The sequence below is a fragment of the Vreelandella piezotolerans genome (assembly GCF_012427705.1).
Lineage (GTDB): Bacteria > Pseudomonadota > Gammaproteobacteria > Pseudomonadales > Halomonadaceae > Vreelandella > Vreelandella piezotolerans.
Map to the genome: position 1 here is coordinate 2,994,502 of NZ_CP048602.1, position 25,703 is coordinate 3,020,204.

The 25,703-nt window shown below is 59.1% G+C and carries 19 protein-coding genes; 7 read left to right on the plus strand and 12 right to left on the minus strand.

From position 1 onward, the window contains the following. Positions 1-145 precede the first annotated feature (145 nt). Genes GYM47_RS13730 through GYM47_RS13745 form a run of 4 tightly spaced genes read left to right on the plus strand, consistent with a single transcriptional unit; the run spans position 146 to position 6,638 of the window. The gene (locus tag GYM47_RS13730; protein WP_153842551.1) at positions 146-1,351 is read left to right on the plus strand and encodes an efflux RND transporter periplasmic adaptor subunit; all 1,206 of its coding nucleotides are present in this window, start codon (positions 146-148) and stop codon (positions 1,349-1,351) included. Next, positions 1,348-4,446, plus strand: a complete 3,099-nt coding sequence (locus GYM47_RS13735; RefSeq protein WP_153842550.1) for an efflux RND transporter permease subunit — start codon at positions 1,348-1,350, stop codon at positions 4,444-4,446. The genes GYM47_RS13730 and GYM47_RS13735 overlap by 4 nt, the downstream gene beginning before the upstream one ends. Next, positions 4,446-5,870 carry an ATP-binding protein gene (locus GYM47_RS13740; RefSeq protein ID WP_153842549.1) on the plus strand — a complete coding sequence of 475 codons (1,425 nt, stop codon included), beginning with the start codon at positions 4,446-4,448 and terminating at the stop codon, positions 5,868-5,870. Before GYM47_RS13735 ends, GYM47_RS13740 begins: the two co-directional genes overlap by 1 nt. A gap of 21 nt (positions 5,871-5,891) precedes the next feature. Then, positions 5,892-6,638 (plus strand): response regulator, encoded by a 747-nt coding sequence (locus GYM47_RS13745; RefSeq protein WP_153842548.1) that lies wholly within the window; start codon positions 5,892-5,894, stop codon positions 6,636-6,638. Here the strand turns inward: GYM47_RS13745 and GYM47_RS13750 are convergent. Next, the gene (locus GYM47_RS13750) at positions 6,623-7,561 is read right to left on the minus strand and encodes an alpha/beta hydrolase (RefSeq protein WP_153842547.1); all 939 of its coding nucleotides are present in this window, start codon (positions 7,559-7,561) and stop codon (positions 6,623-6,625) included. The two genes, GYM47_RS13745 and GYM47_RS13750, sit on opposite strands and share 16 nt — an antisense overlap. Before the next feature lie 181 nt (positions 7,562-7,742). On the opposite strand from GYM47_RS13750, the gene GYM47_RS13755 reads away from it, so the two are divergent. Together GYM47_RS13755 and betT are read left to right on the plus strand one after the other, a co-directional pair. Further along, the gene (locus tag GYM47_RS13755) at positions 7,743-8,150 is read left to right on the plus strand and encodes a hypothetical protein (RefSeq protein ID WP_139526443.1); all 408 of its coding nucleotides are present in this window, start codon (positions 7,743-7,745) and stop codon (positions 8,148-8,150) included. A gap of 217 nt (positions 8,151-8,367) precedes the next feature. Further along, entirely contained in the window at positions 8,368-10,416 is a 2,049-nt protein-coding gene (betT, locus tag GYM47_RS13760) for a choline BCCT transporter BetT (protein ID WP_153842546.1), read from the plus strand. 68 nt (positions 10,417-10,484) lie between these two features. Here the strand turns inward: betT and exaC are convergent, their stop codons facing one another. Beyond that, positions 10,485-12,005 carry an acetaldehyde dehydrogenase ExaC gene (gene exaC, locus GYM47_RS13765; protein ID WP_139526441.1) on the minus strand — a complete coding sequence of 507 codons (1,521 nt, stop codon included), beginning with the start codon at positions 12,003-12,005 and terminating at the stop codon, positions 10,485-10,487. Between the two features lie 117 nt (positions 12,006-12,122). On the opposite strand from exaC, the gene GYM47_RS13770 reads away from it, so the two are divergent. Further along, on the plus strand, positions 12,123-12,803 hold the full coding sequence (locus tag GYM47_RS13770) for a response regulator (RefSeq protein WP_153842545.1): 681 nt from the start codon (positions 12,123-12,125) through the stop codon (positions 12,801-12,803). Here the strand turns inward: GYM47_RS13770 and GYM47_RS13775 are convergent. The 10 genes from GYM47_RS13775 to GYM47_RS13820 form a co-directional block, all read right to left on the minus strand. Next, on the minus strand, positions 12,800-14,170 hold the full coding sequence (locus GYM47_RS13775) for an ATP-binding response regulator (protein ID WP_153842544.1): 1,371 nt from the start codon (positions 14,168-14,170) through the stop codon (positions 12,800-12,802). The two genes, GYM47_RS13770 and GYM47_RS13775, sit on opposite strands and share 4 nt — an antisense overlap. Further along, positions 14,148-15,305: a nitric oxide-sensing protein NosP gene (nosP, locus tag GYM47_RS13780; protein WP_231125553.1), complete on the minus strand. Its 1,158-nt coding sequence runs from the start codon at positions 15,303-15,305 to the stop codon at positions 14,148-14,150. Before nosP ends, GYM47_RS13775 begins: the two co-directional genes overlap by 23 nt. Then, on the minus strand, positions 15,286-17,529 hold the full coding sequence (locus tag GYM47_RS13785) for an ATP-binding protein (protein ID WP_153842542.1): 2,244 nt from the start codon (positions 17,527-17,529) through the stop codon (positions 15,286-15,288). The genes nosP and GYM47_RS13785 overlap by 20 nt, the downstream gene beginning before the upstream one ends. Beyond that, a complete protein-coding gene (locus GYM47_RS13790; protein WP_231125552.1) occupies positions 17,519-18,046 on the minus strand; it encodes a putative pterin-binding protein in 528 nt (175 codons plus the stop codon). The genes GYM47_RS13785 and GYM47_RS13790 overlap by 11 nt, the downstream gene beginning before the upstream one ends. Before the next feature lie 150 nt (positions 18,047-18,196). Continuing rightward, positions 18,197-19,018 (minus strand): DUF2189 domain-containing protein, encoded by an 822-nt coding sequence (locus tag GYM47_RS13795; protein ID WP_139526436.1) that lies wholly within the window; start codon positions 19,016-19,018, stop codon positions 18,197-18,199. Between the two features lie 281 nt (positions 19,019-19,299). Next, positions 19,300-19,728 (minus strand): universal stress protein, encoded by a 429-nt coding sequence (locus GYM47_RS13800; RefSeq protein WP_139526435.1) that lies wholly within the window; start codon positions 19,726-19,728, stop codon positions 19,300-19,302. 10 nt (positions 19,729-19,738) lie between these two features. Beyond that, positions 19,739-22,339 (minus strand): TRAP transporter permease, encoded by a 2,601-nt coding sequence (locus GYM47_RS13805; protein ID WP_153842541.1) that lies wholly within the window; start codon positions 22,337-22,339, stop codon positions 19,739-19,741. Positions 22,340-22,474: 135 nt separating this feature from the next. Further along, positions 22,475-23,455, minus strand: coding sequence for a TAXI family TRAP transporter solute-binding subunit (locus GYM47_RS13810; protein WP_139526433.1), 981 nt, complete (start codon positions 23,453-23,455; stop codon positions 22,475-22,477). A gap of 430 nt (positions 23,456-23,885) precedes the next feature. Beyond that, the gene (locus tag GYM47_RS13815) at positions 23,886-25,187 is read right to left on the minus strand and encodes a TRAP transporter large permease (protein WP_139526432.1); all 1,302 of its coding nucleotides are present in this window, start codon (positions 25,185-25,187) and stop codon (positions 23,886-23,888) included. Further along, positions 25,177-25,656, minus strand: coding sequence for a TRAP transporter small permease (locus GYM47_RS13820; protein WP_139526431.1), 480 nt, complete (start codon positions 25,654-25,656; stop codon positions 25,177-25,179). Before GYM47_RS13820 ends, GYM47_RS13815 begins: the two co-directional genes overlap by 11 nt. Positions 25,657-25,703: the final 47 nt, after the last annotated feature.

Sequence of the window (25,703 nt, forward strand, 5' to 3'; positions counted from 1 at the left end):
GCCGGGTGCAAAAAAAGCGCTTCTTGTCGGCTTGCACACTCTTTGCACAAAGCTTACCTAATCGCTGCTCGGCAATCGGTGATGCTAGCATGATACGCCTATTTTTCTGGAATTTTCGCTCTTAGCCAACGGATATCACCCGTCCATGACCCCCTTTCGCTCTTACGCTTTCTTTCAGCAAGGCCGCATCGGTATTGGTGCACTGGCAGCACTGCTGGTGTTCGTCGGTGGTTTGGCGCTCGCGTGGTGGATCGTCAGCCAACCGCCTCGGGTCGAGCGTCGTCCGCCCCCGCCGCCAACGCCGCCGGTGGTCGATGTCATCACCACCGAACAGCGGCTGCAATCCCCCACGCTAGAGGGTTTCGGCCGCGTGGAAGCAGAGAAAGCCACCGAGCTTGCCAGCCGCGTAGCGGGCCAGCTCGAACGCTTTGGCGAGGGCGTGTTGCCTGGGCGAGTCGTGGAACAGGGCGAACCGGTGGCCTATATCGATCAAGCCGACCTGCGTTTGGCTCTCGAAGACGCCGAAGCTCAACTGGCGAATGCTCAGGCGCAGTTAGCATTGGAGCAGGCCGAACAGCAGCGCGCGCGCAGCGAGTATGAATCCTTTGGACGCCAACTCAGCGCCGAACGCCGCTCCCTGGTACTGCGAGAACCACAGCTTCGTCAGGCACAGGCCCAATTGACCCAAGCCCGCGTGGTGCGAGACCAAGCGGCGCTCAACCTGGAGCGTGCGACCTTGACCGCCCCGTGGCGAGCCATGGTCCAAGAGCGTTTGGTGGGCGCTGGCAGTCTATTGAGCCAAGGCACCGCCGTGGTGAGTTTGGTCGGCGTCGAGCAGTTCTGGGTGCGCGCATCACTGCCGGGGGAATCGCTGGACTGGCTGTCGCCGGGGGGCAGCGTCACGCTCTCCAGCCAAGGCTGGCCGGAAGGCGCTTCCAGAGAAGGCACCCTGCTCTCTATTTTACCCAACCTCGAAGAGAACGGCTTGCAGGCCCAGCTATTGATCGCCGTGGACGATCCGCTGGCGCTCGATCACGATGGCCCTGCCCTACGGATGGGCGATGTGCTGCGTGTGGCGTTCCACACCACCGCCGAAGAGCCACTGATCGCGCTGCCTTCGGCAGCGCTGCGCCCCGGCGAGCAGGTGTGGTGGGTAGACGACGAGAACCGCCTACAGCGCACTCAGGTAACGCTGGCCTACCGCGGCCAAGACGACGTGTTGGTGCGCAGCGGCCTGGCGCCCGGCCAACGGGTAGTGGTCGCGGGCCTTGCCCAGCCGCGAGAAGGTCAGGAAGTTCGCCTTCGCCAGCGCGGCGACACGCCCGCTCAGAATGAGGGAGCGGCTCGATGATGCGCAAAGGACCGTTGGCATGGATGGTCGATCATGGCGTTGCTCCTAACCTGTTGATGGTGCTGTTCATCGTCGGCGGTTTGATGGCGTCGCTGGCGATCAAAAAAGAGGTGTTTCCCGAATTCGAGACGGAAATCGTCCAGGTCACCATCAGCTATCCGGGCGCTACGCCAGAGGACGTCGAGCAGAGTTTGCTACTGCCGGTCGAGGCCGCCATTGCCGATGTCGAAGGCATCGATGAGCTAACCGCCAGTGCCAGCGAGGGCAGCGGGGTGGTCAGCGCTACGTTGATCGATGGCATCGACGTGATGCGGGCGTACCAGGATATTCAACAATCCGTGAATGCCATCACTACCCTGCCCGCCGCCGCCGACCCGCCCCGCTTCACCCTGGCAGGCCGCTCACGCAGTGTGGTCAGCCTGCAGGTGTATGGCAGCGTTGGGTTGGCCGCTCTCCACGACGCCGCCGAGAGCGTGCGTGCCGAGCTGCAGGCCACGAGCGGTATTTCACGCGCAGAGCTCTCGGGCAATCGTGAGCGAGAGATTCAGGTGCATTTGGATGAAGAGGCCATCGAGCGCTACGGATTGGATCATCAGCAGTTGGCCAGCCGCATTGCCGAGGAGGCGCTGGATCTTGCCAGCGGCCAGCTCACTACCGCCGAAGGCGAGTGGCTGATCCGCTACCAAGGACGACGCAATAGCGCCGACGAGTTCGCCGAGCTGCCGATCTTGACCACCGCCCAGGGCGCTCCCGTGGTGCTGGGCGATATTGCCAGGGTCAGCGAGGGCTTTGCCGAAACCGACCGAGAGGAGTTCTACAACGGTTTGCCAGGGCTATCGGTGGACGTGTACCAAATCGGCGATCAGACCCCTACTAGCATTTCCAATGCGGTCTATGGCGAGCTGGAGCGACTACGCACCAACCTACCTGATGGCGTTCGCTTGGACGTGTCACGGGATAGTTCGGAGGTCTATGAGGACCGTCTTAGCCTACTGTTGAAAAACGCCTGGATGGGCTTGGCCCTGGTGCTGTTCTTGATGGCACTTTTTTTAGAGGCGCGGCTGGCCTTTTGGGTCACGCTCGGCATTCCCACGGCGTTTTTGGGGGCCATGCTGTTTCTACCCTGGGTCGGCGTGTCGCTCAATATGATGTCGATGTTCGCCTTCATCATCGCCCTGGGCATCGTGGTGGATGACGCCATCATGGTGGGTGAAAACATCTACAGCTATCGGGAGCAAGGCTATTCGCTGCGCGATGCGGCCGTCAAAGGCGCTCAAGAAATCGCCACCCCGCTGACCTTCGCGATTCTCTCCAATATCGTCGCGTTTCTACCGCTGCTATTTCTGCCGGGCTTTTTGGGGCTGATTTTTGCCACCGTACCGGTCGTCGTGATCACGGTGTTCATCATTTCTCTGGTAGAAGCGCTATTCATTCTGCCTGCCCACTTGGCGCATGCCAGCAAGCCCCGCCAAACGCCCGCCTGGCAGCGACCCATCGAAGCGGTGCGCCTGCGCATGCAGCGCGGCTTGCATCACGTTACCTACCGGCAGTTCGAACCCTTGTTGCAGCGCGCGCTCGACCAGCGCCTGCTGACCGTTTCCGTGGGAGTGGCCATTCTCTGCGTGACGCTGGCCTGGGCGATGAGCGGCCGGCTCGGATTCTCTCTGATGCCCCGGGTCGAGTCGGATCAGGTGCAGGCCAGCGTGACGCTGCCGATTGGCAGTCACATCAGCGTGAGCCGCGAGCTGAGCCAGCAGTTGCTCGACGCCGCCGAGCAGCTCAGCGAGCGAGAAGAGACCCTTAGTTTTCGCAGCACTCGCAGTCGTTTGGACGGCGAAAGCCTGGAAGTGCGTCTGGATATCGCGCCAGAAAGCCTGGACGCCTGGCCACCGTCACGTATTGCCCGGGAGTGGCGAGAGCTCACTGGGGATCTTTTAGGCGCGCAGTCGGTTCGCTTCGAATCTGATGTGGGCGGCCCAGGCAGCGGCGCGGCCTTGAGCCTACGCCTTTCCCACCCTGACACCCACGTCTTGGAAGCCGCCGCCGCCCGTCTGGCAGAACGACTTGGCGAGTATGGATTGACCGATATCGACAGCGGCTTGGGCGACGGCAAGCCTCAACTCGAAATGCGCCTATCCGCCGAGGGGCGCTCGTTAGGGCTGACCGGTAGTGACCTGGCTCAGGCGCTGCGCGGCCCGTTGCAAGGCGCCACGGCAGTGGAGCAGTTCATCGGTCGTCAGGAAGTCAGTGTGGAAGTGCGCCTGCCAGAGACGTCGCGTAACAGCCTTAGCGAGCTCTACCGTCTGCCGATCCGCACGCCGGACGGCATGAGCGTGCCGCTCTCGAGAGTCGCCGATATCACACTGAGCCAGGCCTCCAGCAGCCTACAGCGGATCGATGGGCGGCGCATCCTCACCGTCACCGCCGATTCCGAGGGTGACCAAGCGATTAATCAGGTAATCGCCACCCTGCAAGAAGAGGTGTTCCCAACGCTCAGCAACACTTGGCCGGGGCTCGAAGTGAGCATGGGCGGCCGACAGCAGGACACCGCCGACAACCTCGCCACGCTGCGCACCGCCATGTGGCTGATGCTCGCCGCGCTTTACGCGCTGCTCGCCATTCCTTTCAGAAGCTACCTGCAGCCGCTGCTGGTGATGGCTGCCATTCCGTTTGGCATCGTGGGCGCGGTAGGTGGGCATCTACTCATGGGCTTTGGGCTGTCGATCATCAGCCTATTGGGTATGCTAGCACTCTCCGGCGTGGTGATTAACGATGCGCTGGTGTTGATCGACTACGCCAACCGCAAGCGTCGTGAAGGCTTGGCCCCGCGAGAAGCCATCGTGGCGGCCGCAACCCGCCGCCTGCGGCCGATCATGATGACCACGCTGACCACCTTTTTGGGGCTTGCGCCGATGATTTTGGAAACCTCCCGTCAGGCTCGTTTTATGATTCCCATGGCGATTTCGCTTGGTTTTGGCATGCTGTTCGCCACCCTGATTCTGCTGCTGGTGGTGCCGTGCCTCTATCTAAGCCTGGAAAATCTGCGTGAACGGTTGAGCGCACCACACCCGCCTAGCCAAACGGATATGACCTAATGCGTAGATGGAGTCGACTTCGCCAGTGGCGACCGTCGCGGCTGGGGCTAAAGCTGTTCGTCGTGATTCTCAGCGTCAACGTCGCCATTGCGGCCAGCGTGTTTCTGGCCGTGTCGTACAGTATCGACCGCGGTTTTCTCGAGTACCTCAATCAAGCCCAAGAGCGGCGGGCCACGCTGCTCGCCGACGGGCTCATTACCCGCTGGGAGACCCAAGGCGACTGGGCATGGTTGGAAGCGTCTCCAGAGCGCTGGCCCTACATCGTCCGGTTCGAGTTGGGCCAAGAGCATCGTGATCGCCCTTCTCCCTTGGGCGAGGCACAAGACTTCGCACTGCGCGATAGCGACGGTGAGTATGTGATACCGCCGACGGATACCCCGCGCGGCTCGATAGGCTGGCGCTGGCTGATGCTGTATAGCGATATGACCCCAAGCGGCCAGCGAGAAGCGATTGGCGCGCTGGGTTTTCGTCCACCGCAAGAGATGATGGAGCGCATGGAGAGCCGGTTTTTAGAGCGCCAGCAGCGCAATCTGGTACTCATCGTCATCTCGCTGGGGCTTGCCTCGCTGCTTCTAGCAGGAGGCCTCTCCTGGTGGCTTGGGCGACGTACCCGAGCGTTAGCCGGCGCCACCCTGCGGTTGACCGAAGGCGACTACCACACTCGCTTGCCAGAGCGCGGACGAGACGAACTATCGCGCTTGGCACGGGACTTCAACGTGCTGGCCGCCACGCTCGAAGCCAGCCGCGAAGCCCGCGCCCGCTGGGTCTCGGACACTGCCCACGAACTGCGCACACCGCTGGCCGTTCTGCGCGGAGAAATCGAAGCCATGCAGGATGGCATCCGCCCGCTCAACCAAGAAAATCTGGGGTCACTGGCCCAGGAAGTGGTCCAACTCGAGCGGTTGGTGGCCGATTTACGCTTGCTCTCCCAAAGCGACGCGGGCGCGCTGGATATTCAGCTAGCCCCCATGAACCTCAGTGAGAGTCTGGAAAGTCGCTTGAACGATGCCGACCGTTGGCTAGAAGAGAGCGGCCTTTCACTGAGCACCGATCTGGCACCAGACGTCATGATACGTGGCGATGCCCAGCGGCTGCGCCAACTATGGAACAACTTACTGGACAACAGCTGTGCCTATACCCAACCGCCTGGTCAGCTAAGCGTCGCCCTGACCTGCGAACGCGACCACGCAGTGATTACTTGGCAAGACAGCGCGCCTGGCGTACCCCCAGAGGAGCTGTCACGATTGACCGAGCGGCTCTATCGTGTGGAGGGTTCCCGCAACCGCGCCAGCGGTGGCAGCGGCTTGGGGCTTTCCATTGCCAGCGCCCTCGTCGCCGCCCACGGCGGCACACTCACGCCTAGCGCTTCGCCCCTGGGCGGTTTGACCTGGATCCTCCGCTTACCGCTGCTAAGCGCCTCATAATCCGATCATAAGCGAGCCGATATGTCTCAGAGTGCTGCACACCCCGACGCTTCATCTCACGACGGCCTCACAGAGGATACTCCTTTACTGATCGTCGAGGACGAGCCCAAAATCGCCCGGCTCATGGCCGACTATCTGCAAAACAACAACTTCGCCCCGACCATCATCGGCCACGGTGGCGAGGTCATGCCATGGCTCACTCAACACGCGACGTCCCTAGTGCTATTGGACGTGATGCTGCCAGGTAAGGATGGCCTGACGCTCTGTCGGGAAATTCGCCAACAGTGGCCCCAGCTCCCGATCATCATGGTCACGGCCAAAGTCGAGGAGGTCGACCGCTTACTCGGGCTCGAACTGGGCGCCGATGATTACATTTGCAAACCCTTTAGTCCCCGCGAAGTCGTCGCCCGGGTAAAGGCCGTGCTGCGCAGAAGCCAGGCCGCCGCTCAGGGCGATGCTCCGACGACCGTCAAACTCGCCCCGGTCACGCTGGACGAAGAGGGCTGGCAGGCGCTGGTCAATGGTCACGACCTGGGGCTCACGGCAGTGGAGTTTCAGTTACTGCGAGTCATGATGCAGTCGCCCGGACGTATTTTCAGCCGCGAGCAGCTGATGGACCATATGTACCGTGACAACCGCATCGTCTCCGAACGTACCGTTGACAGCCATATCAAGAAGCTGCGTAAAAAAATCACCGAAGCGCTACCCGAGCAGGAAATCATTCGCTCGGTGTATGGCGTGGGCTACAAATATCAGCCCGAGGGGTAAGCCGCTTCCCTAAGTGAAACCTGGCGATTCAAAAACGCAATGCCCGCTTCGATGGCACTGCCACGCAGCAGGAAGCTCGTGACATGGCCTCGCCCACGCTGTAGATAGAGTTCGCTAGGCGTTCCCTGGGCTTTCAACGCCGCGTAGAAGTCAGTGGCGTGGTCGACCGGCACGAGCTGATCCCAACTGCCGTGAAACAGAAAAAAGGGCGGTGCCTTCGCGGTGATCTGGCGTGCCGGAGAGGCCAATGCGTAAGCTTCCGGCCGCTCGGCCCGCGTCCCGCCGATAAAATCGACCACCAAGCGGCCATCGTCGAACTTCAGCAGATCACTGGGTAATCCTCCGGCCATGACCGCAGCCAAGCGTGCGTGCTCACCGCCGTAAGGATCTGCCAGCGGGCCGTCACTGCCCGCAAGCGCCAGCAGGCTGACCAAATGCGCGCCGGAGGAGAAACCGACACCGACAATGCGGTCGGTATCGATCTGCCATGTCGCGGCGTTCGCGTGTATCCAGGCCATGGCCTGCTGAAGATCGTGTAGCTGGGCGGGGAAGCGATAGTCGGGGGCAAAACGGTGTTCGATATTTACCGTCACGTATCCCTGAGCCGCTAACTGCTCTGCGATACGCTCCATATCCTCCGGCCCACGATTCCGCCAGCCGCCCCCATGCACGACGAGCGCTGCTGGGCGAAGCGCGCTGCTTTGCGTACTGGGGAGCAGCACGTGGGCACGTAAGGGTTCGGGCCACGCCTCTGGTGTATAGCGTTGGGGGTCCAGGCGGGTGAACGGCTGGGGCTCACGCAGGGCACTCTGATCGATGGCAGGCTCACCCTGAGTGACTTGATGGGTGGCGCCGCAGCCGCTTAACCATAACGCAAGCGCGCTGAAGCCCACGATTCGTCGAAGACCAAGCATATCGGGCATGCAATTCTCCTTCTGACCATCGGTAGTGGCGTTTCCCCTCACCGCACGATCGCCCCGTGTTCTCGTTGTCGAATTGTCTGAGCAAGATCACGGTTGTTGCACACTTTGTGCAACCGTTTTACACCAAGCCATTGAATACTGACATCGTCAAATTACCACGTATTCACCGATGAGGTATGCCATGAAGATGTCACTTCGCCAACTGTTTGCTCCCGCGTTTCTGGCCGTTGCCCTAATGCCACTCGCCTTCACTGCACAAGCGGATCATCACGACGGACAAGGCATGGATCGAGAAGCCATGAAAGAGCGCATGGAAGAGCGCCGTCAGGAGGTCTACCAGCGCGCGGAACTCAGCGAGGAGCAGCAAGCAGCGCTCGATGAGGCCCACGCCGAGCACCGTGAAGCCGTTCTGGCGCTGCGTGAAGAGCATCAAGCCCGAGTCGCCGAGATTCTCTCCGAAGAAGAGCAGCAGGCTCTCAGTAATGCCATGCACGAGATGCTCGCAGAATATCGCCAGGAGCGCGGCCATGGTGGTCATGGCAAGCGCGGCCACCACGACGATGCTGCCCACGAGATGAACGCTGAGTAAACCTCTATCGAGCAAGCGTTTATTTAGCGTCTAATGCGCTCTTCGCGCCCAGCCTAGCTGGGCGCGTTTGTTTCTATACTCCTCTCATACGCGACCACCCCATCTCTCACCCTCGGCCAACGACTTGAAGCGAGCGTCTAAACCGCGTATTTTATTTGAACGTTCATTCAAAAATAACGTATTTTCTTCTTTGTCTTAACAACAGGAGTCCGCCTCCATGGCGAAAGACAACCCCGTCCTCCCCTCCCGAGACCGCTTGAACCCCGTGGTTTTCCACGGCAGTGTCGCGGGTATTCTCGTGTTCTTGATCATGACGATGCTGTTCACCGAGCAAGCAGGCGCCTTCTTCGATGCAGGTCTCGCCTGGGTGAGCGAAACCTTTGGCTGGTACTACATGTTGGCCATCGTGGCGTACCTGGTGTTCGTCATCCTCATTGGCATGTCCCGTTACGGCAGCATTCGCCTAGGACCCGACCACTCACGGCCCGAGTTCTCGTTACTCTCCTGGTCGGCCATGCTGTTTGCCGCAGGTATCGGCATTGACCTCTTGTTTTTCAGCGTTGCCGAGCCGGTCGCCCACTATTTGGCGCCGCCCGATTTAACTCCTGAAAGCCAAGAGGCCATGCGTAACGCCGTCGTTCAAACCTATCTGCACTGGGGGCTCTCCGGTTGGGGGCTGTACGTGCTGATGGGTATGGCACTGGCCTACTTCAGCTACCGCCACCGTTTGCCGCTGGCGATTCGTAGTGCGCTCTATCCGCTGCTGGGCAAGCGCATTCACGGCCCAATTGGCAACGCCGTGGATATCACCGCCGTGATCTCGACCGTATTCGGGATCGCCACCAGCTTGGGTATTGGGGTGATCCAGCTCAACTACGGCTTGAATTATATGTTCGACGTGCCGGAAACCTTGACGGTTCAGGTCATCTTGATCGTCCTGGTGGTCGTGCTTGCCACGATCTCGGTGGTGACGGGTGTCGAGAAAGGCATCCGCCGCCTCTCCGAGTTCAACATGCTGCTGGCTCTGGCGCTGATGCTGTTCGTTCTTTTCTCCGGTGACACCCTGGTGCTGCTGGATAAAGTGGTCAACAACGCTGGCGACTACCTCTCAGGCTTCGTTGCTGCCAGCTTCGATACTTACGCCTTTGCCGATGAAGGTGCCCAAGAGTGGAAAATGTGGTGGACCATCTTCTTCTGGGGCTGGTGGATCGCCTGGACGCCTTTCGTCGGGCTGTTTCTGGCGCGCATCTCCCGCGGCCGTACCATTCGCCAATTCGTGGCTGGCGCCCTGTTCATTCCGCTCTCGTTCATGATGGTATGGATGTCCATTTTCGGTAACAGCGGTATCGAACTGGTGGCCAACCAAGGCGTTGCCGAACTGGGCGAGCAGGCCTTGAATTCGCCACAGACCACGCTCTATACGCTGTTGGAGTACTACCCCTACGTGGGCATCACCGCTGCGGTCGTGACCGTTCTGGGGATCGTATTCTTCATTACCTCGGCGGATTCGGGTGCGCTGGTGCTGGCCAACTTCACCTCGATCTTGAGCGACGTGAACCACGACGCACCGGTGAAACTGCGTATTTTCTGGTCGGCCGTGATTGGCCTGATCACCGTCGCGCTGTTGATGGCTGGCGGGCTGAACGCGCTGCAAAGCGCCGTGGTGATCACCGCACTGCCGTTCTCGGTGGTGATCTTCGCCATCATGGTGGGGACTTACAAAGCGCTGAAGCTGGAAGGCAGCAAAGCCGACGCCCGCCGCATGATTGCGGGCAGCGCGCCCGGCGGCGACTGGCGCGAGCGCCTGGACCGCGCGCTGGACACTTCCAACCGTGCAGGTGCCGCCGCCACCATCGAGCACTCGATTCGTCCGGCGATGACACAGTTTGCCCAGGAGCTCGAGAGCCGGGGCCAGACGGCCAACGTCACCGAAGAACAGGTCGAGGGGGAATCACTGCCCACGCTGACGCTGCAGGTCGACCTTGGCGACGCGACAAGCTTCGTCTATCAAGTTTGCCCGCACCGCATGCGCACACCGAGCTTCATCCCCGCAGACGATGACTTCTACGTGCGTTTGGATGTGTACCTTGCCGAGGGTGGTCTGGAAAAAGACCTCAACGGCTACACCCGGGGTCAAGTGATTGGAGACCTGGTGGCAGAGTACGAACGTCACCTACACTTCCTCACCCTGGCGGGCCAGCAAATGGGCCATGTGCAGGCTATGCCAGGCACCATCGGCGAACCGCCGGAGGATGCTCAGATGTAATGGCATTCGCTCAATAAGAAACCCCGGTCATATCGACCGGGGTTTTGTGCTTTACGTACTCGCGCGGCTTAGAAGAAGCCCAGCGGATTGATGTCGTAACTGACCAGCAGGTTCTTGGTTTGTTGGTAGTGCTCGAGCGCTACCTTGTGGGTTTCGCGGCCAACGCCGGATTTCTTGTAGCCCCCAAAGGCTGCGTGGGCGGGATACTGATGGTAGCAGTTAGTCCATACGCGGCCCGCTTGAATGCCACGCCCCATGCGGAAGGCGACGTTGATATCGCGGCTCCACACGCCAGCCCCCAAGCCAAACTCGGTATCGTTGGCAATCGCCAGCGCTTCTTCTTCGTCCTTGAAGGTGGTCACCGCCACCACCGGACCAAAAATCTCCTCTTGGAACACGCGCATCTGATTATTGCCTTTCAACAGCGTCGGCTGAATGTAGTAACCGCTATTGATGCTGTCATCCAACGTCTCTTTATTGCCCCCAGTGAGGAATTCGGCGCCCTCGTCACGGGCGATATCCATGTACGACATGATCTTGTCGAACTGCTCTTGGGAAGCCTGCGCACCTACCTGCACATCGGTATCCAGCGGGTTCCCACGCTTGATGGTCTTGGTACGCTCGATGACCTTTGCCATGAACTCGTCGTACATGCTCTCTTGAATCAGCGCACGCGATGGGCAGGTACACACTTCGCCCTGGTTGAAGAACGCCAGTACCAGCCCTTCGACCGCTTTGTCGATGAAGGTCGGCTCGGCGTTCATGATATCGGCGAAGTAGATATTGGGGGACTTACCGCCCAGCTCGACGGTAGAGGGAATGATGTTCTCTGCTGCGCATTTCAGAATGTGTGAGCCCACGGGCGTCGAGCCGGTGAAGGCAATCTTGGCAATGCGCTTACTGGTGGCCAGCGCCTGACCGGCTTCTGCGCCGAAGCCGTTGACGATATTGAGTACGCCAGGCGGCAGCAGGTCGCCAATCAACTCGACCACTTTCAAAATGGAAGCAGGCGTCTGCTCGGCGGGCTTGAGAACGACACAGTTACCTGCCGCTAGCGCCGGGCCTAGCTTCCAGGCCGCCATGAGAATCGGGAAGTTCCAGGGGATGATTTGCCCCACCACGCCCAGCGGCTCGTGGAAATGGTACGCCACGGTATTGGCGTCGATATCGGCCGCGGTCCCCTCTTGGGAGCGCAGGCAGCCAGCGAAGTAGCGGAAGTGGTCGACCGCCAGTGGGATGTCCGCATTGAGGGTTTCACGCACAGCTTTGCCGTTGTCCCACGTTTCGGCCACGGCCAGCATTTCGAGATTTTGCTCGAGGCGGTCGGCGATTTTGAGCAGGATATTGCTGCGCTCTTGCACCGACGTTTTGCCCCAGGCCGGGGCGGCTTTGTGGGCAGCATCCAACGCTTTTTCGATGTCTTCCGCGCTGGAGCGGGGAATTTCACAGAACACTTTGCCATTGACTGGGCTAACGTTGTCGAAATACTGACCGTTCACGGGGGGAACGAATTCGCCGCCGATGTAGTTGCCGTAGCGCTTTTCGAACGATACAACCGAGCCCGCTTCACCTGGGTTGGCGTAGATCATGGTACTGCTCCTGGGTATTATGATTGTTAAAAGGTGCCTACCCAGTGTTGGCCACTTGCGCCGATCACGATATAGCCCGATGGCAGGACGCACCCTCATTCCTTGGTAGGAGACGCCATGTACTCGCTGTTAGTGGCAGATGACCATCCGCTGTTTCGCGATGCGCTGCAGGCAGTGATCGTCAGCGGCTTCACCGATACGCAGCTGTTCGAGGCCGATAGCCTCGCCGCGGCCATGGCACGTATCGATACACAAGAAGGGTTGGATCTGCTGCTGCTGGATTTGAGCCTGCCGGATGCCGATGGGCTGGAGGGGTTGAAAACCCTACGCGAGACCTTCCCCTGGCTGCCGGTGGCCATCGTCTCGGCGCATCAAGAGCGCCAGCTCGTGCTCGATGCCATTACGCTCGGTGCCGTGGGCTACATCCCTAAATCGACCCCGCGCGCGCAGCTGCTGGCTGCTCTGCAGCAAATTCTTCAGGGACAGCTCTACTTACCCGCTGATATCATGCGCCGACCTCCCCCTCCGTCACGCGCGGCCTCGGTCGCTTCCCCTTCGACTACTCCGACAAGCAGGCTGACGCGGCTCACGGAGAAGCAGTTAGACGTGTTGAGCTGTATGAGTCAGGGCATGTCCAACAAACAGATCGCCCGGGAACTGAACATTGCCGAAACCACGGTCAAAACCCATGTATCGGCGATTTTGCGTAAGCTCGGCGCGAGCAGCCGAGTGCACGCCATTGTCATGGCGGGTGAGGAAGATTTGAGCGGCTATTTAGCCAAACGCCCGGCGCGCTAGCCGTTCTCTAACAGCGTGCCCAGCAGCATTTTGAGGCGCAGCGGCTTGAGCGGTTTCAACAGGCAGTGGATGCCCGCTTCGCGGGTGGCCCGCTTTACGGCGGCTTCGTGATTGGCCGTAATGACCACGGCCGCTAATCCGGGATAGCGGCGGCGCAGCCTGGCGGCGAGATCGATACCGTTCTCACGATGCTCGCCGAGGTGGTAATCCACCAACAGCACGGCCGGACGTTCACCGTCGCTGGCCGCTTCCAACGCGCTCACCGTCGCAGCCGCTCGTACCCGGCATCCCCAACCGCCCAAGAGCGCCTGCATACCTTCGGTAATGGCCGGATCATCGTCCACCACCCACACGACGCACCCCTGCAAGGGATCGACATCCCACTCGATGGACGTTCGCGGCTGGGCAGCTTGGTCCTTGCCGATATCGGCATAGGGCACCAAAATCGAGAACAGAGAGCCGTGTCCCAACTGAGAGGCCAACCGAACAGGATGGCCCAGCATCGTGCTAATGCGGTCCACGATGGCCAACCCCAATCCCAGCCCGCGAATCTGGTTCGCCTGAGGATGACTGGCGCGGCGAAACTCCAGAAATATCGCTTGACGCTGCGGTTCTGGAATTCCTGGCCCCGTATCACCCACCATGATCTCCAACCCCTCACGGCGACGGCGGCAGCCTAATAGCAAATGGCCATGCTCGGTGTAGCGAACCGCGTTGCTGAGAAAATTGCGAACCACCCGCGCCAATAGCGCCAAGTCCGACTCCACCCATGCCTGAGAAGGTACGTAGTGGAGAGTTAGCCCGCGCACCCCGGCGACTTGGCGATACTCCTCGGCCAGCGCATCCAACAGCGTGCTAACGGCAAAGGGTGCTTTATCAGCGTGGAGCACACCGGCGTCCAGGCGGGAGATGTCCACCAGCGTTCCCAACAGCCCTTCGACATCTTTCAGCGACCGGCCAATATGGCCGACCAGTGCTTGGGACGCTGCCGGAAGCGCATGGGCTTCCAGGGCACTGGCAAACAGTCGAGCCGCGTTGAGCGGCTGAAGCAGGTCATGACTGACGGCTGCCAGAAATTTGGTTTTCGATGCGTTGGCCGCCTGGGCGTCGGCATTGGCGGCCAGCAGCCGGCCGTTGACCTGGCTTAGTTCATCCAACGTGCGGTGCAGCGCGTCGGTGCGCTCGCGCACCTGCTCGGCCAACAGCACCGAGCGCTCGAAGGCCGCATAGGGCGCCCCGTTAGAAGTACCGCCGGACTCCACGCGCTCCATGAGCGCTGCACACACTTTGCGCAGGCGCTGATTCTCTTCACGCAGGGCCGCCACGTCGTTCGACGACGGCGCATCAGAGAGCTGGAAGAGTGCCAAAGGCCACCCCCGTAAAGGTTTGATTCACATGCATCCCGTGGTGCTGCTCGCCGTAAGTATTGAAACCGATCACTCTTGCCTGGCGCAGTAGTGCGGAGGCTCGATCGAGTTGTTCCATCGACTCCAGAGCCATTCGCCGCAAAAAGCAGTCACAGCCGATGATCGCTGCGGGTTCGCCGAGGCGCTCTTCCACGTCCTGCAGCATACGAGCCAAATCTTCCAATAGCGGCGTGGGTTGCATGGCGGTCAGCACAATGCCGTTTTCCACCGCGCAATAGAAGCTGAGACTACCGTCGTCGTTGACCCGCTGAATCGAGCGAATATAGTGCTGCCCACCTAAATGCACCGCCAGCGGATGCTGGGCAAAGACCGCAGGCGTCAGTGCTTCCACCGGGCATCCTACGAGGGAAGCATACAACTCGGCAGCCGACAGGCCATTGAGTTCCAGCACCCGGCGGCGCTCTCGGTCGACAGCGGTGACTACGAGCTTATGCGCCAGCGGCTCTAGGTGATGGGTAGAGAAGACGTCGAACGGCAGCCGCGTATTGATCATGACCACCACGGCCGCCCGAGTATGGAAGCGACCCTCAGCATACACATGGGTGTGGGTGAGGTGGTTGTCGTCCCCGGCGGAGCCGCCAAAACTTGGAATGCGCCCAAGCGCGGCATCCAGCGTTGCCAGCACCTGCTCTTCACGGCTGGAAAGCCCATCCAGCAATGTCAGAGCAAAGCTATGCTCATTGACCGGCGCCACGGCTTGCCGACGACAGCGCTCCAGTAGCCCATCGACCAGCGGTTGAGCGGTGGGCAAATCAAAGTGTTCGAGGTCATCGATCAGCGCGGTTTCGACGGCAAACAAGCGCCTATCGAAACAGATGGCGACAATAGAGCCGCGATCGTAGCCATCGGGCGTCAGCTCACCCGCCGTCGTGCAGCCACTGACTGGAAGCTCGCCAAACGCCTGACAAAGCGCGTCCGCTAGCTGCGACAGCGGATATTCAGCGCTACAAAAGAACAGCACGAAACCGGCGTGCTCGTGACACAGCGCGAGAGCCAGCGCATGGGCAGCATCCTGAGGGTTGGGCTCACGGCTCGCGGCCGCGCTCAAACCATGATTAGTGAAGCGGGTGGTCACGACGCCATTTCTCCAGCGCGGCATAAGTTCGTGCAGCGCAGTGACGCAGCGTGTCAAAACACGCTGTTAGCGGCTCGAGCGATGCCTCGTCAAGCGCAGCCATGCTCTCCAACCGCTTGGCTTGCGCAGCCAACTGCTCTGCGCCCATGCTCACTGACTCGCCCCGCAGTTGATGCGCTAGCCGCTCGACCTGACGCCAGTGGTCACGACTCGACGTGCTCCCGGCAGCAAAGTAGCCAGAAAGCTGCGCAATGTAGTCACTCGCCTGCTGATGATAGAGCACTGCCAGTTGATCGACACTATCAGCCCCCAGCGAGCCGACGAGGGTGGCCAACGTCGTTTCATTGAGTAGGGCCGCGTCACCTCCTTCCTCACGCAACGCAGAAGGGATCGGCATCATCGGTGTTGGTGTCGTTGATAGCTGCAGCGCCAACACGTTGCCAAGCGCCAACAGCGAGAGCGGCTTGGTGATGTAGTCATTCATACCCGCAGCGAGGCAGCGGCGACGATCATCCTCTGCCCCCCCTGCGGTCATGGCCACGATGGGCACCTCGCTGCACCAGCCGCCCATTTCACGCAATCGCTGAGTCACCGTCACGCCGTCGATATCAGGAAGCTGTATGTCCATGAAAATAAGATGTACCTGCTGGCGTCGTACCATGGCAAGGGCTTCGCGGCCGTTTTCTGCGCACACCACCTCGCAACCAAGTCGCGACAAAAGTCCCACCGCGACTTTGCGATTGACCGCATTGTCCTCGACCAGCAGCAACGAGGTGCCGTCAAAATCTCGCGCTGGCTCAACGGGCAGGGGGGAGCTGACAGGAGAAGCCTCGACTAACGGCAGTTCGCACCAAAACGTACTGCCTTGACCCGGCGTGCTGTCGACACCCAGACGTCCCTGCATGGCTTCGCTCAGCCGTTTACAGATTGCCAATCCCAAGCCGGTGCCGCCGTAGCGGCGTGCGACGCTCTCATCCGCCTGCTGAAAGGGTTCGAAGAGCGTCTCTTGCTGTTCACTGTTCAGACCACAACCGGTATCGCTGATATCAAAGAGCAAATGCTCGACGGTCGAGGAGACGCGTACCGAGACGCTGCCGTAGTCAGTGAATTTGATCGCATTAGCAATGAGATTGAGCAGTATCTGTCGCAGACGCCCCGCATCGATCATGACCCATGCTGGCACGAGTGGGTCCACATGAAGCGATAGTTGCAGCCCTTTTGCTTGCGCTCTTGGCTCGAATAGCGCCATGACACCTTCGACTAGCGGCGTCAGCGCCGTAGGCGACGTCTCCAGGGTCAAATGGCCGGCCTCGATTTTAGAAAAATCGAGGATCTCATTGATCATTGCCAGTAACTGATTGGCACTATCGTGAATAGTGCGAGCATAGTCTTCGACCTGGGCGGGGCTGGCGGGCTCGCGCAGCAGCTCGCTCATGCCAATCACACCATTGAGCGGCGTACGAATTTCGTGACTGACCATGGCGAGAAAGTCTGACTTTGCATGATTGGCCGCTTGGGCCTGCTTCGCTGTGACCTGGAGCTGTTTACTGAGCTGCTCTTGTTCTCGACGCGCCGCTGCGCTTTCGCGCATTTCACGTACCAAAAAGACGATGACCGTCAACACGGCAAAGCTGATTCCAATCAGCAGCGAAATGAGCAGCTTATAGAGCGTACTTAGCAGCGCCCTCTCTTCGGTGGCGGATTCCGCTAGATAACCGTTGATCGCAATCACCAAGCGCTCGGTCAAACGGGTAAGCGATTGAAGCTCGCTCTCCAAGGCCGTGACGGGCAGCCGATCCATCTCCTCGTGGGGTTCGAACATGGGATCGAGGGTGTCGAGCTGCTGCTGAATCTGATCCAACAGCTCGCTCGCTGCACTGATACTTTGCAATAGCGAACTAACCTCTCCCTCTCGCAGCAGGGTGATCCGGCTATAGAGCAATTCGAAGCGAAGATTGAGGGCATCCTGGGCGGCAGGCGATAGGGGGCCCCGCGTGTCGGCCAACAAATGATTGAGCAATTGCACGGCATCGCGGTCGAGTTTATAGACCACCCAGGCGGTGTCCTCTCGCAAACTCTGCGTCAAATTATCCTGCCGCCATGCCGAAAGGCCAGCCACCACCAACGCAGCCGCAAACAGCAGTACGGTGATGATCGCTACCAGCTTGAGGCGGCGCGGGTAGCGTAGCAGGCGGGGTGCCCGAGCGGACTCACTAACGGACATTGATGTGCATGACCTGCCATACGGCCCTGAAACGCATACGCTCGCTCAACAGCGCCTCATCATGGTCGAATGGATATAGCACCCATAGTGGGCCATATTCGCGGATAGGAATGGCCTGCCCGTCCCGCTCTAGTGCCAAAATAACGTCGTAGTCGTAAAAATCCTCAATAGGAATTTCGGCCTCATAACCGTTCAAGGCCGCTACGTTAATGGTGTTGCCTTCGGCCCCTACATGCTCGAGCAGCGTGCGCATCAGCGGGCCGCGGTAGTGGCTCGCTCCCTCGGTCCACGGTGTACCGGTCGTAAAAGCGTGCTGCGGCAGCGCGCCCAACATCTCACGGTCAAAATGGGCCTCTTCCTCGACGTTGGCTGCCGTTACTTCACCATCTATTTTGAGGATGACGGGCCCATCAGGAGCGGCCAATTTATCCACGTCTGCCTCAGCCGCGTCCGCTAGCCCCGTATGGGGAATGCTGAACGCCAGCATAGTCCACCCCAATAACAACGCTTTCACCATCGACTCCTCGTATCGCAGTGCCTGAACGACGCAGCAGCGGCCGCTCCAGGCAATAAAAAAGAGATGGCGTTAGGGTACGCCATCTCGTTTCATTGGTCAGTCGAATGTCGACTTTTTTACTTAGCGATGAGAAATGTAGCGGAGATGTCGTTAAGTACTCAGCTTCTCGACCGGCTCGAACCGAACGAGTTCTTCGTAGGCATGCCAGCTAGCGTGACCAAGCACGGGCAGTATGAGGGCCAGACCGATGTAGAAGGTCATCACCCCAACGACGACGCAGCCGGTTAAAATAGCAGCCCATAGCAGCATGGTCCGGAAGTTACGCGCCACGCAGCGCACGCTGGCCTCGATGCCTTCCATGAACGTCAGATCTTGATCCATCAGAGTTGGAATAGCGACCACGCTAATGGCGAAAGCGCCAAAGGCAAGAATGCCACCTGCCACTGTGCCGACCGCCAGCATGCTGAGCCCTTCCGGTGTGGTGACCAAGGCCGTATAAAGCGTTGCCGGACTAGGTACTTCAAAACCGAAGAAAAGTGCAAACAGCAGCGTAGCCAGACGTATCCAGGCTAGAAAGAAAATCATCATCATCACGCCCATCATGGCCAACTGCCCAGCATGCGGCCGCCAACTGCCGAAGGCATCGCCCAAGTTAGGCACCCGCCCACGCTCGAGCGCCAAGCTGATGCCGTAAGAACCCACCGCCACGAGCGGCCCAATGAACATGAAGCCCGCAATCATGGGCAGCAGCCAGTGCCAATAACCCAGTGTGTAGGCCCCTAACGTGATGGCAATACTCAAACCAACCCAAAACATGCCATACGAAAGACTGACGGCAGTCGCACGGCGGAAGTCTTCCATACCGGCGGCAAGCCAAGCCTTTGGTCTGTCCATCCCGACTTTGTTGATGATGATTTTAACGTTGGGCGCGTCGGCTGATTGGCCGTGTGTTTTTGTTGTTACTGCATTCATGGCGTAACTCCTGTGATTTACCCCAAATGGCTGTCTCTGACCCAAGCACCAAGGTAAATAGCTACCATGTGTGTTGACACCATTAATCCAACGTTAATGGCTTAATGTTCTTTTAATGTAGCTGAGCCAATGCCGACCGAAGAGCTTTACCGCCACTCGGTACAAAAAATCCTCCTTTAGCGCTCTCAACGACGATTAAATCGATGCGTTAGCAATTCACGATATTGATGACAAAAAAAACTCCAGGCCACTGGCCTGGAGCTTCGTTGGGGTGACGGCGTTCAGCGCACGATCATCACTGATACCTTGGCATGATGAACGACATGTTCCGCGTTGGGACCGAGCACATAATCGACGAATTTGCGCTTGGTGTGCGACGCCATCACGATCAGATCAGCATCGATCTTCTTGCCGACCTTGATGATGGCTTCCCACGGTGAACCATCGACGATTACGCTTTGGGTTTTGATCCCTTCCGGCACATGCTCTTGAATGAAGGTGTGCTGCGCCTCTTTCATTGCCAAGTGCGCTTTTTCCGAGAAGTTTTTCGGAAAATAAGCGCCCACCATAGGCATAGTGAATTCTGGAAGAACCGATACCACATGCAGCGACGCACCAAAGGTTTGGCACAGCGTTACTGCCGTAGGCAGCGCTTTCTTCCATGAGGCTTCTTCGTTCAAATCCACGGGGAGTAGCACTTTATGGTACATGGCAACCTCCTTAGGCAGCGGCCACTTCGTTGGATTGCTCATGACGCCGACGACGGCGTTGCATCACCACGACCAAGCCAAAGATGCCCAGTGCAGGGAGCCACATCCACTCTTTGGTCCAGCGATCCATCGGGGCCAGCACTTCGAGAATCTCTTGGTCGAAATCAAAGCCCAGCTCGGCCGCTTGGCTGCCGAACTCGACGAAATCGACCAAGGTTTGGTCACCATCTTCGTAAAGTTCGATACCTAGATTCGCCATGCGCTCTTCACCTGTTTCACCGCGCGGCACGGGGACGAGCATATAGGTGGTCATCGGCGCCCCGAAATCGTCTTCACCGGCAATTTGCACGCGCAGGTTGCTACCGTCATCGACCCGGCCCAGTGCCTCGGCAAATTGCGCAGGTGGCACCGATTCATAGGGGTCGTGGATTTTGTCCATCCAGAAGCCGGGGCGGAACAGCGTAAAGGCGACCAGCAGCAGCAGCAGCGATTCGTACCAGCGGTTGCGGGTCAGCATGTAGCCCTGAGTGCCTGCCGCAAAGATCAGCATGGCAATGGTGGCCACTATGAACACCAAAATACCCTGCATCACCGTGACATCGATCAGCAGCAGGTCCGTATTGAAGATGAACAGGAATGGCAGCGCAGCGGTACGTAGGCTGTAATAAAACGCCTGGAAGCCAGTGCGCAGCGGATCCCCACCCGACACGGCCGCCGCCGCAAAGGAGGCCAAACCTACCGGTGGCGTGACATCCGCCATGATACCGAAGTAAAACACGAACAGGTGCACGGCAATCAGTGGGACGATCAAGCCGTTTTGCTGCCCAAGCAGTACGATGACCGGCGCCATCAGCGCCGACACCACGATGTAGTTCGCGGTTGTCGGTAAGCCCATGCCCAGGATCAGACTCAGCAGGGCCGTCAGCAGCAGAATCATCATCAGGTTGCCGCCGGAAAGAATCTCGACGACGTCTGCCAGCACCAAGCCCACACCGGTTTGCGACACCGCCCCGACCACGATACCCGCTGTGGCCGTCGCGATACCGATCCCAATCATGTTTCTGGCACCCGTCACTAAGCCATCCCACAGGTCTTTAAAGCCTTCTTTAATATCCGCCGCCATCCGGCTACGACCACGGAAGAGCGCAATGATCGGGCGCTGCGTCACCATGATGAAGATCATGAACATGGTGGCCCAGAACGCTGATAGCCCAGGAGATAGACGCTCGACCATCAGGCACCACACCAGAACGACCACAGGGAGAATATAGTGAAGGCCCACCATCACCGTGGGACGGGTTTGCGGCAGCTTAACGACCTCCGAGTTAGGATCATCCATCTCCAGTTCGGGGTAGTTAGCACTCACTTTCAACAGCGCCACGTAGACAATCGCAAGACCGACAGACACCACCCATGGCGTCGCTTCACCCAGCACGGGTTTTAACCATCCCAGGCCATAGTAGACGGCAATCGAGAGCCCCATGAGCAGTAGCAAGCCGGTCATGAAACCGATCACCTTGTTCAACAGCGGGCGCGCCGGGTTGCTGGAAGGCAGGCCTTTCATATTGGCCTTGAGCGCTTCCAGGTGAACGATGTAGATCAGGGCGATATAAGAGATCAGCGCTGGCAAGAAGGCGTGCTTGATCACGTCGACGTAGGGAATACCGACGTACTCCACCATCAAAAACGCTGCTGCCCCCATGACGGGTGGCATGATTTGGCCGTTCACCGAAGACGACACTTCCACCGCGCCCGCTTTTTCAGCGCTAAAGCCGACTCGCTTCATCATCGGAATCGTAAAGGTACCGGTCGTCACGGTATTGGCAATCGACGACCCCGAGATCAAACCGGTCATGCCTGAGGCGACCACGGCTGCTTTCGCCGGGCCGCCTTTGAAGTGGCCAAGCATCGAGAACGCCACTTTGATGAAGTAGTTACCGGCGCCTGCTTTATCCAACAGTGCACCGAACAACACGAACAGGAACACGAAGCTGGTGGAGACCCCCAGCGCAATCCCGAACACGCCTTGTGTGCCCAACCACTGGTGGTTGATCAAACCGCCCAGGCTCACGCCACGGTGGGCCAAAATGCCGGGCATGTAAGGACCAAACAGTGAATAGGCGATAAAAACCGCCGCCACAATCATCAAGGGTGGCCCCAATGCGCGGCGCGTGGCTTCTAACAACATCAATATGCCGACGACGCCCACGACGATATCCTGGGTAATCGGCAACCCAGGCCGCTGGGCCAAATCCGCATAGAAAATAAACAGATAGGCGCCGCAAAAGGCTGCCACTGCCGCAAGAACCCAGTCGGCCAGCGGCACGCGATCGCGCGGCGAACGTTTGAAGGCGGGGTACGCCATAAAGGCTAGAAAGAGCGCAAACGCCAAATGAATCGAGCGCGCCTCTGTGGCGCTGAACACGCCAAAGCCAACGATGTAGGGAAGTGGCGATGCAATCCATAGCTGAAACAGCGACCAAGCGGCTGCAATACTCACTAGCAGCTTACCGGGTACGCCTAGGGGTTTCCTTGCCCCTGTATCGCTGGAAGCGACCATATCCTCCAGGTCGTTCTCAGCGGCTGCCGAAGGGTGTTTGTCATCACGCATACGCTTGCCCTGCCTAATGGTCAGCGCTGACAATCAGCGCTCTCAACAAGAAGCGCGGACACCCAAGGTGCCCGCGCTTTGCAACTCAAAGCGACGCCATTCACCTTTCGTCAATAGCGTCACTCTTTTTACGACTTATTCGATCCAGCCGCGCTCACGGTAGTAACGTGCTGCGCCATCGTGCAGCGGCGCCGTCAAGCCATCAGAGATCATGTCTTCTTCGTTCAGGTTCTCGAACGCCGGGTGCAGACGCTTGAAGCGATCAAAGTTTTCGAAGACGGCTTTCACGGTTTCGTAAACGATGTCTTCATCGACGGCGGTCGAGGAAACGAACGTAGCCGCAACGCCGAAAGTCTCGACGTCTTCGTCGTTACCACGGTAGAGGCCACCCGGAATCACGGAACGGGTGTAATAGGGGTACTCTTCGATCAGGCCGTCGATCTCTTCACCGGTCACGGAGACCAGACGCGCATCGATGGTGGTGGTCGCTTCTTGGATAGAGCCATTGGGGTGACCTACCACGTACACCATGGCATCGATGTTGTTGTCAGACAGGGCAGCCGCCTGCTCGGCCGCGTCGAGCTGAGACGCCAGTGCGAAGGTGTCTTCATCCCAACCGAACGCATCCATGACCACGTCCATGGTGTTACGCTGGCCAGAACCGGGGTTACCGATGTTGACGCGCTTGCCAGGGAAGTCGCTGATGTTTTCGATACCGGAATCCGCGCGGGCCACCACGGTCAGCGGCTCACCGTGCATGGTGAAGACGGCACGCATATCTTCCCAAGCGCCTTCTTCCTCGAAGTTAGCTTCGCCATTATAAGCGCGGTACTGAACGTCGGACTGTACGACACCCATGTCCAGCTCGCCGCTCTTCATGCCGTTGACGTTAGCCACGGAGCCACCGGTGGACGGAGCGTTACAGCGGATGTTGTGCTCATCGCTGCCACGGTTGACCATGCGGCATACCGACTGGCCAACGACATAATAAACACCGGTTTGGCCACCGGTACCGATCGTGATGTAGCGCTCCTGGGCAACGGCCGGAGAGGCGAAGGTTGCCGCCGCGATGAACGCGCCTGAAAAGGCCGCGGTAGAAAATACATGGCGTTTCATGAACACACCTCTTTATCTTGATGTTGTGAGCGTTATGCGCTTTGAAGCCACCTGCAGAACGGTTCCCTTCAGGTGTATAGGTTCCAAAACGTTGTCAAGACAGTCTGTTATCAACCTCGGCATTTAGTGCCGACTGTTCCTACTTTAGCGAAAAAAAAGCTAATTGGCGAAGCGCGATGTCATTTAACCGAGGATGCAGTGCAGCATCGCCACTTGACGTTTCGTTCTTTTCACCAGTGGTGATCGCTGAGATAGGCACTGACAAAGACGCCACTCGGCCTATTGTTCTAAGCCACACCAAGCATCCCCGTGTGCACGTTGGGTGATACTCGACAAGTCTAGCGGCCTGTAACGTTTAGTAAGCGTTAAACATAGGCATAAAGGTATGCCGGTTTGGCATGGGCTATCACTGATCGTATCCCTGCCATGCTCAAACGTTATAGCCCAGCACCGTGGGGAGCCAGAGCGCGATGCTTGGAAAGATGGCGACGAGCGCCAAGGCGCCGCCCATGGCCACCACAAAGAGCAGCGCCCAGCCAAGTGTGTGCTCCAAGCGAATCTTGGCAACTTCCGTGGTCACCATCAGATTCACCGCCACCGGCGGGGTAAACTGACCGATCGCAATGTTCATGGCCAACAATATGCCAAACCACACCGGGTTCCACTCGAAGTGCTGCATTACCGGAATCAGAATCGGCATCATGATCAGGTAAATGGAAATCGCGTCTAGCAGCATGCCCGCTACCAGCACCGCTAACATGATGAGTATTAGCAGCAGCACTCCGTTGTCGGTCAAGCCAATGATCCACTCTGCCAAATGACGGAAGGTGCCCAGCATGGTGCCTGCCCAAGCGAAGATACCTGCCAACGCAATGATCAACATGACCACGCCTGAGATGATCGCGGCCTCCCCTAGCAGCTCCCATACATCGCGTAACGTGAGTTCTCGCGTCAAGAACAGGCCTACTACCGCTCCGTAGGCAACGGCAACCACGGCGGCTTCCGTGGGGGTAAAGAGGCCTGAACGCAGCCCCCCTAAAATCAGCACCGGCGCAAACAAAGCAGGTAGCGCTTCACGGAAGGTGCCTCGTACCGTCAGCCTTTCAGCTCCTTCTACCGGTGTCCCCTCCCAGCCATGACGCTTGGCAGCCAGCATGGCTGGCACCAGCAACGCCAATCCGGCTAAGACGCCCGGGAAAAGCCCCGCTGCAAACAGCGCCCGGAGATCAACGCCGGGTACCACAATCGAGTAGAGAATCAGCGCCACCGATGGTGGAATCAAAATCGCCGTAGAGGCCGACGCCGCAATGAGCGTGGCAGAGAACGGTTTGGGGTAGCCCGCTTTGGTCATGCTGGGTAGCATCACCATCGCCACGGCGGCGGCATCGGCGGGCCCAGAGCCGCTCATCCCCCCCATGATCATGCACACCAATACCGCGACCAGTGCCAGCCCGCCGTGGCGGGGACCAATCAGCGCTTGGGCGAAACGCACTAGGCGTAGCGCGACCCCTGCCCGCTCGAAAATCAGCCCGGTAAGAATGAACAGCGGAATGGCAATCAGAGGATACTTGGCGATGCTGTTGTAGGTATTGGTGCCCAGGGTAGCCAACATATCCGGTGACAGCCCCAGTACGATGCCCACCGCTCCAGACAGGGCCAGCGAGAACGCCACCGGCACGCCAGCAATCAGCAGTCCGGCGAACGCTAAAATCATCCAGATATCAGGTGTCACCGTTGATCTCCCCCGCAAACCGATCACGGGTTTGCTGCACCAAACGCCACAGCATGGCCGCCGACAGCACGGGCAGCCATACCAAATACCACCACTGTGGCAGCCCTAAGCCCGGCGAGAGCGACTCCCATTGGTACTCCTGCCACGCTAGCTTGCCACCGTACCAAGTGATCAAGCCCAGCACGATCAAGCCACACAGGGCTTGAAAGAGAATCAGCGCACCACGCCAGCGAGGTGGCAATGCGCGCTCTAAAAAGCCAATACGGATATGACGGTCGCGCCTCAAAGCAACCGACGCCCCAGCAAAGGTCAGTACAACCAATAGGAAGACGGAAAACTCCTCGGTGAACGAAAACGAGCCGCCTGTCAGATAGCGCGTGACCACATTGCCTAGGCTAATCAGCGCAATCACGATCAACGAAAGCGCGCCAAGCCAGCGTTCGGGGCGCGCATCGGGAAAGCCTTTCATGGCAGCCTCACATCAGCAAGCTGCCGCCCTGTAAGGGCGGCAGCGAA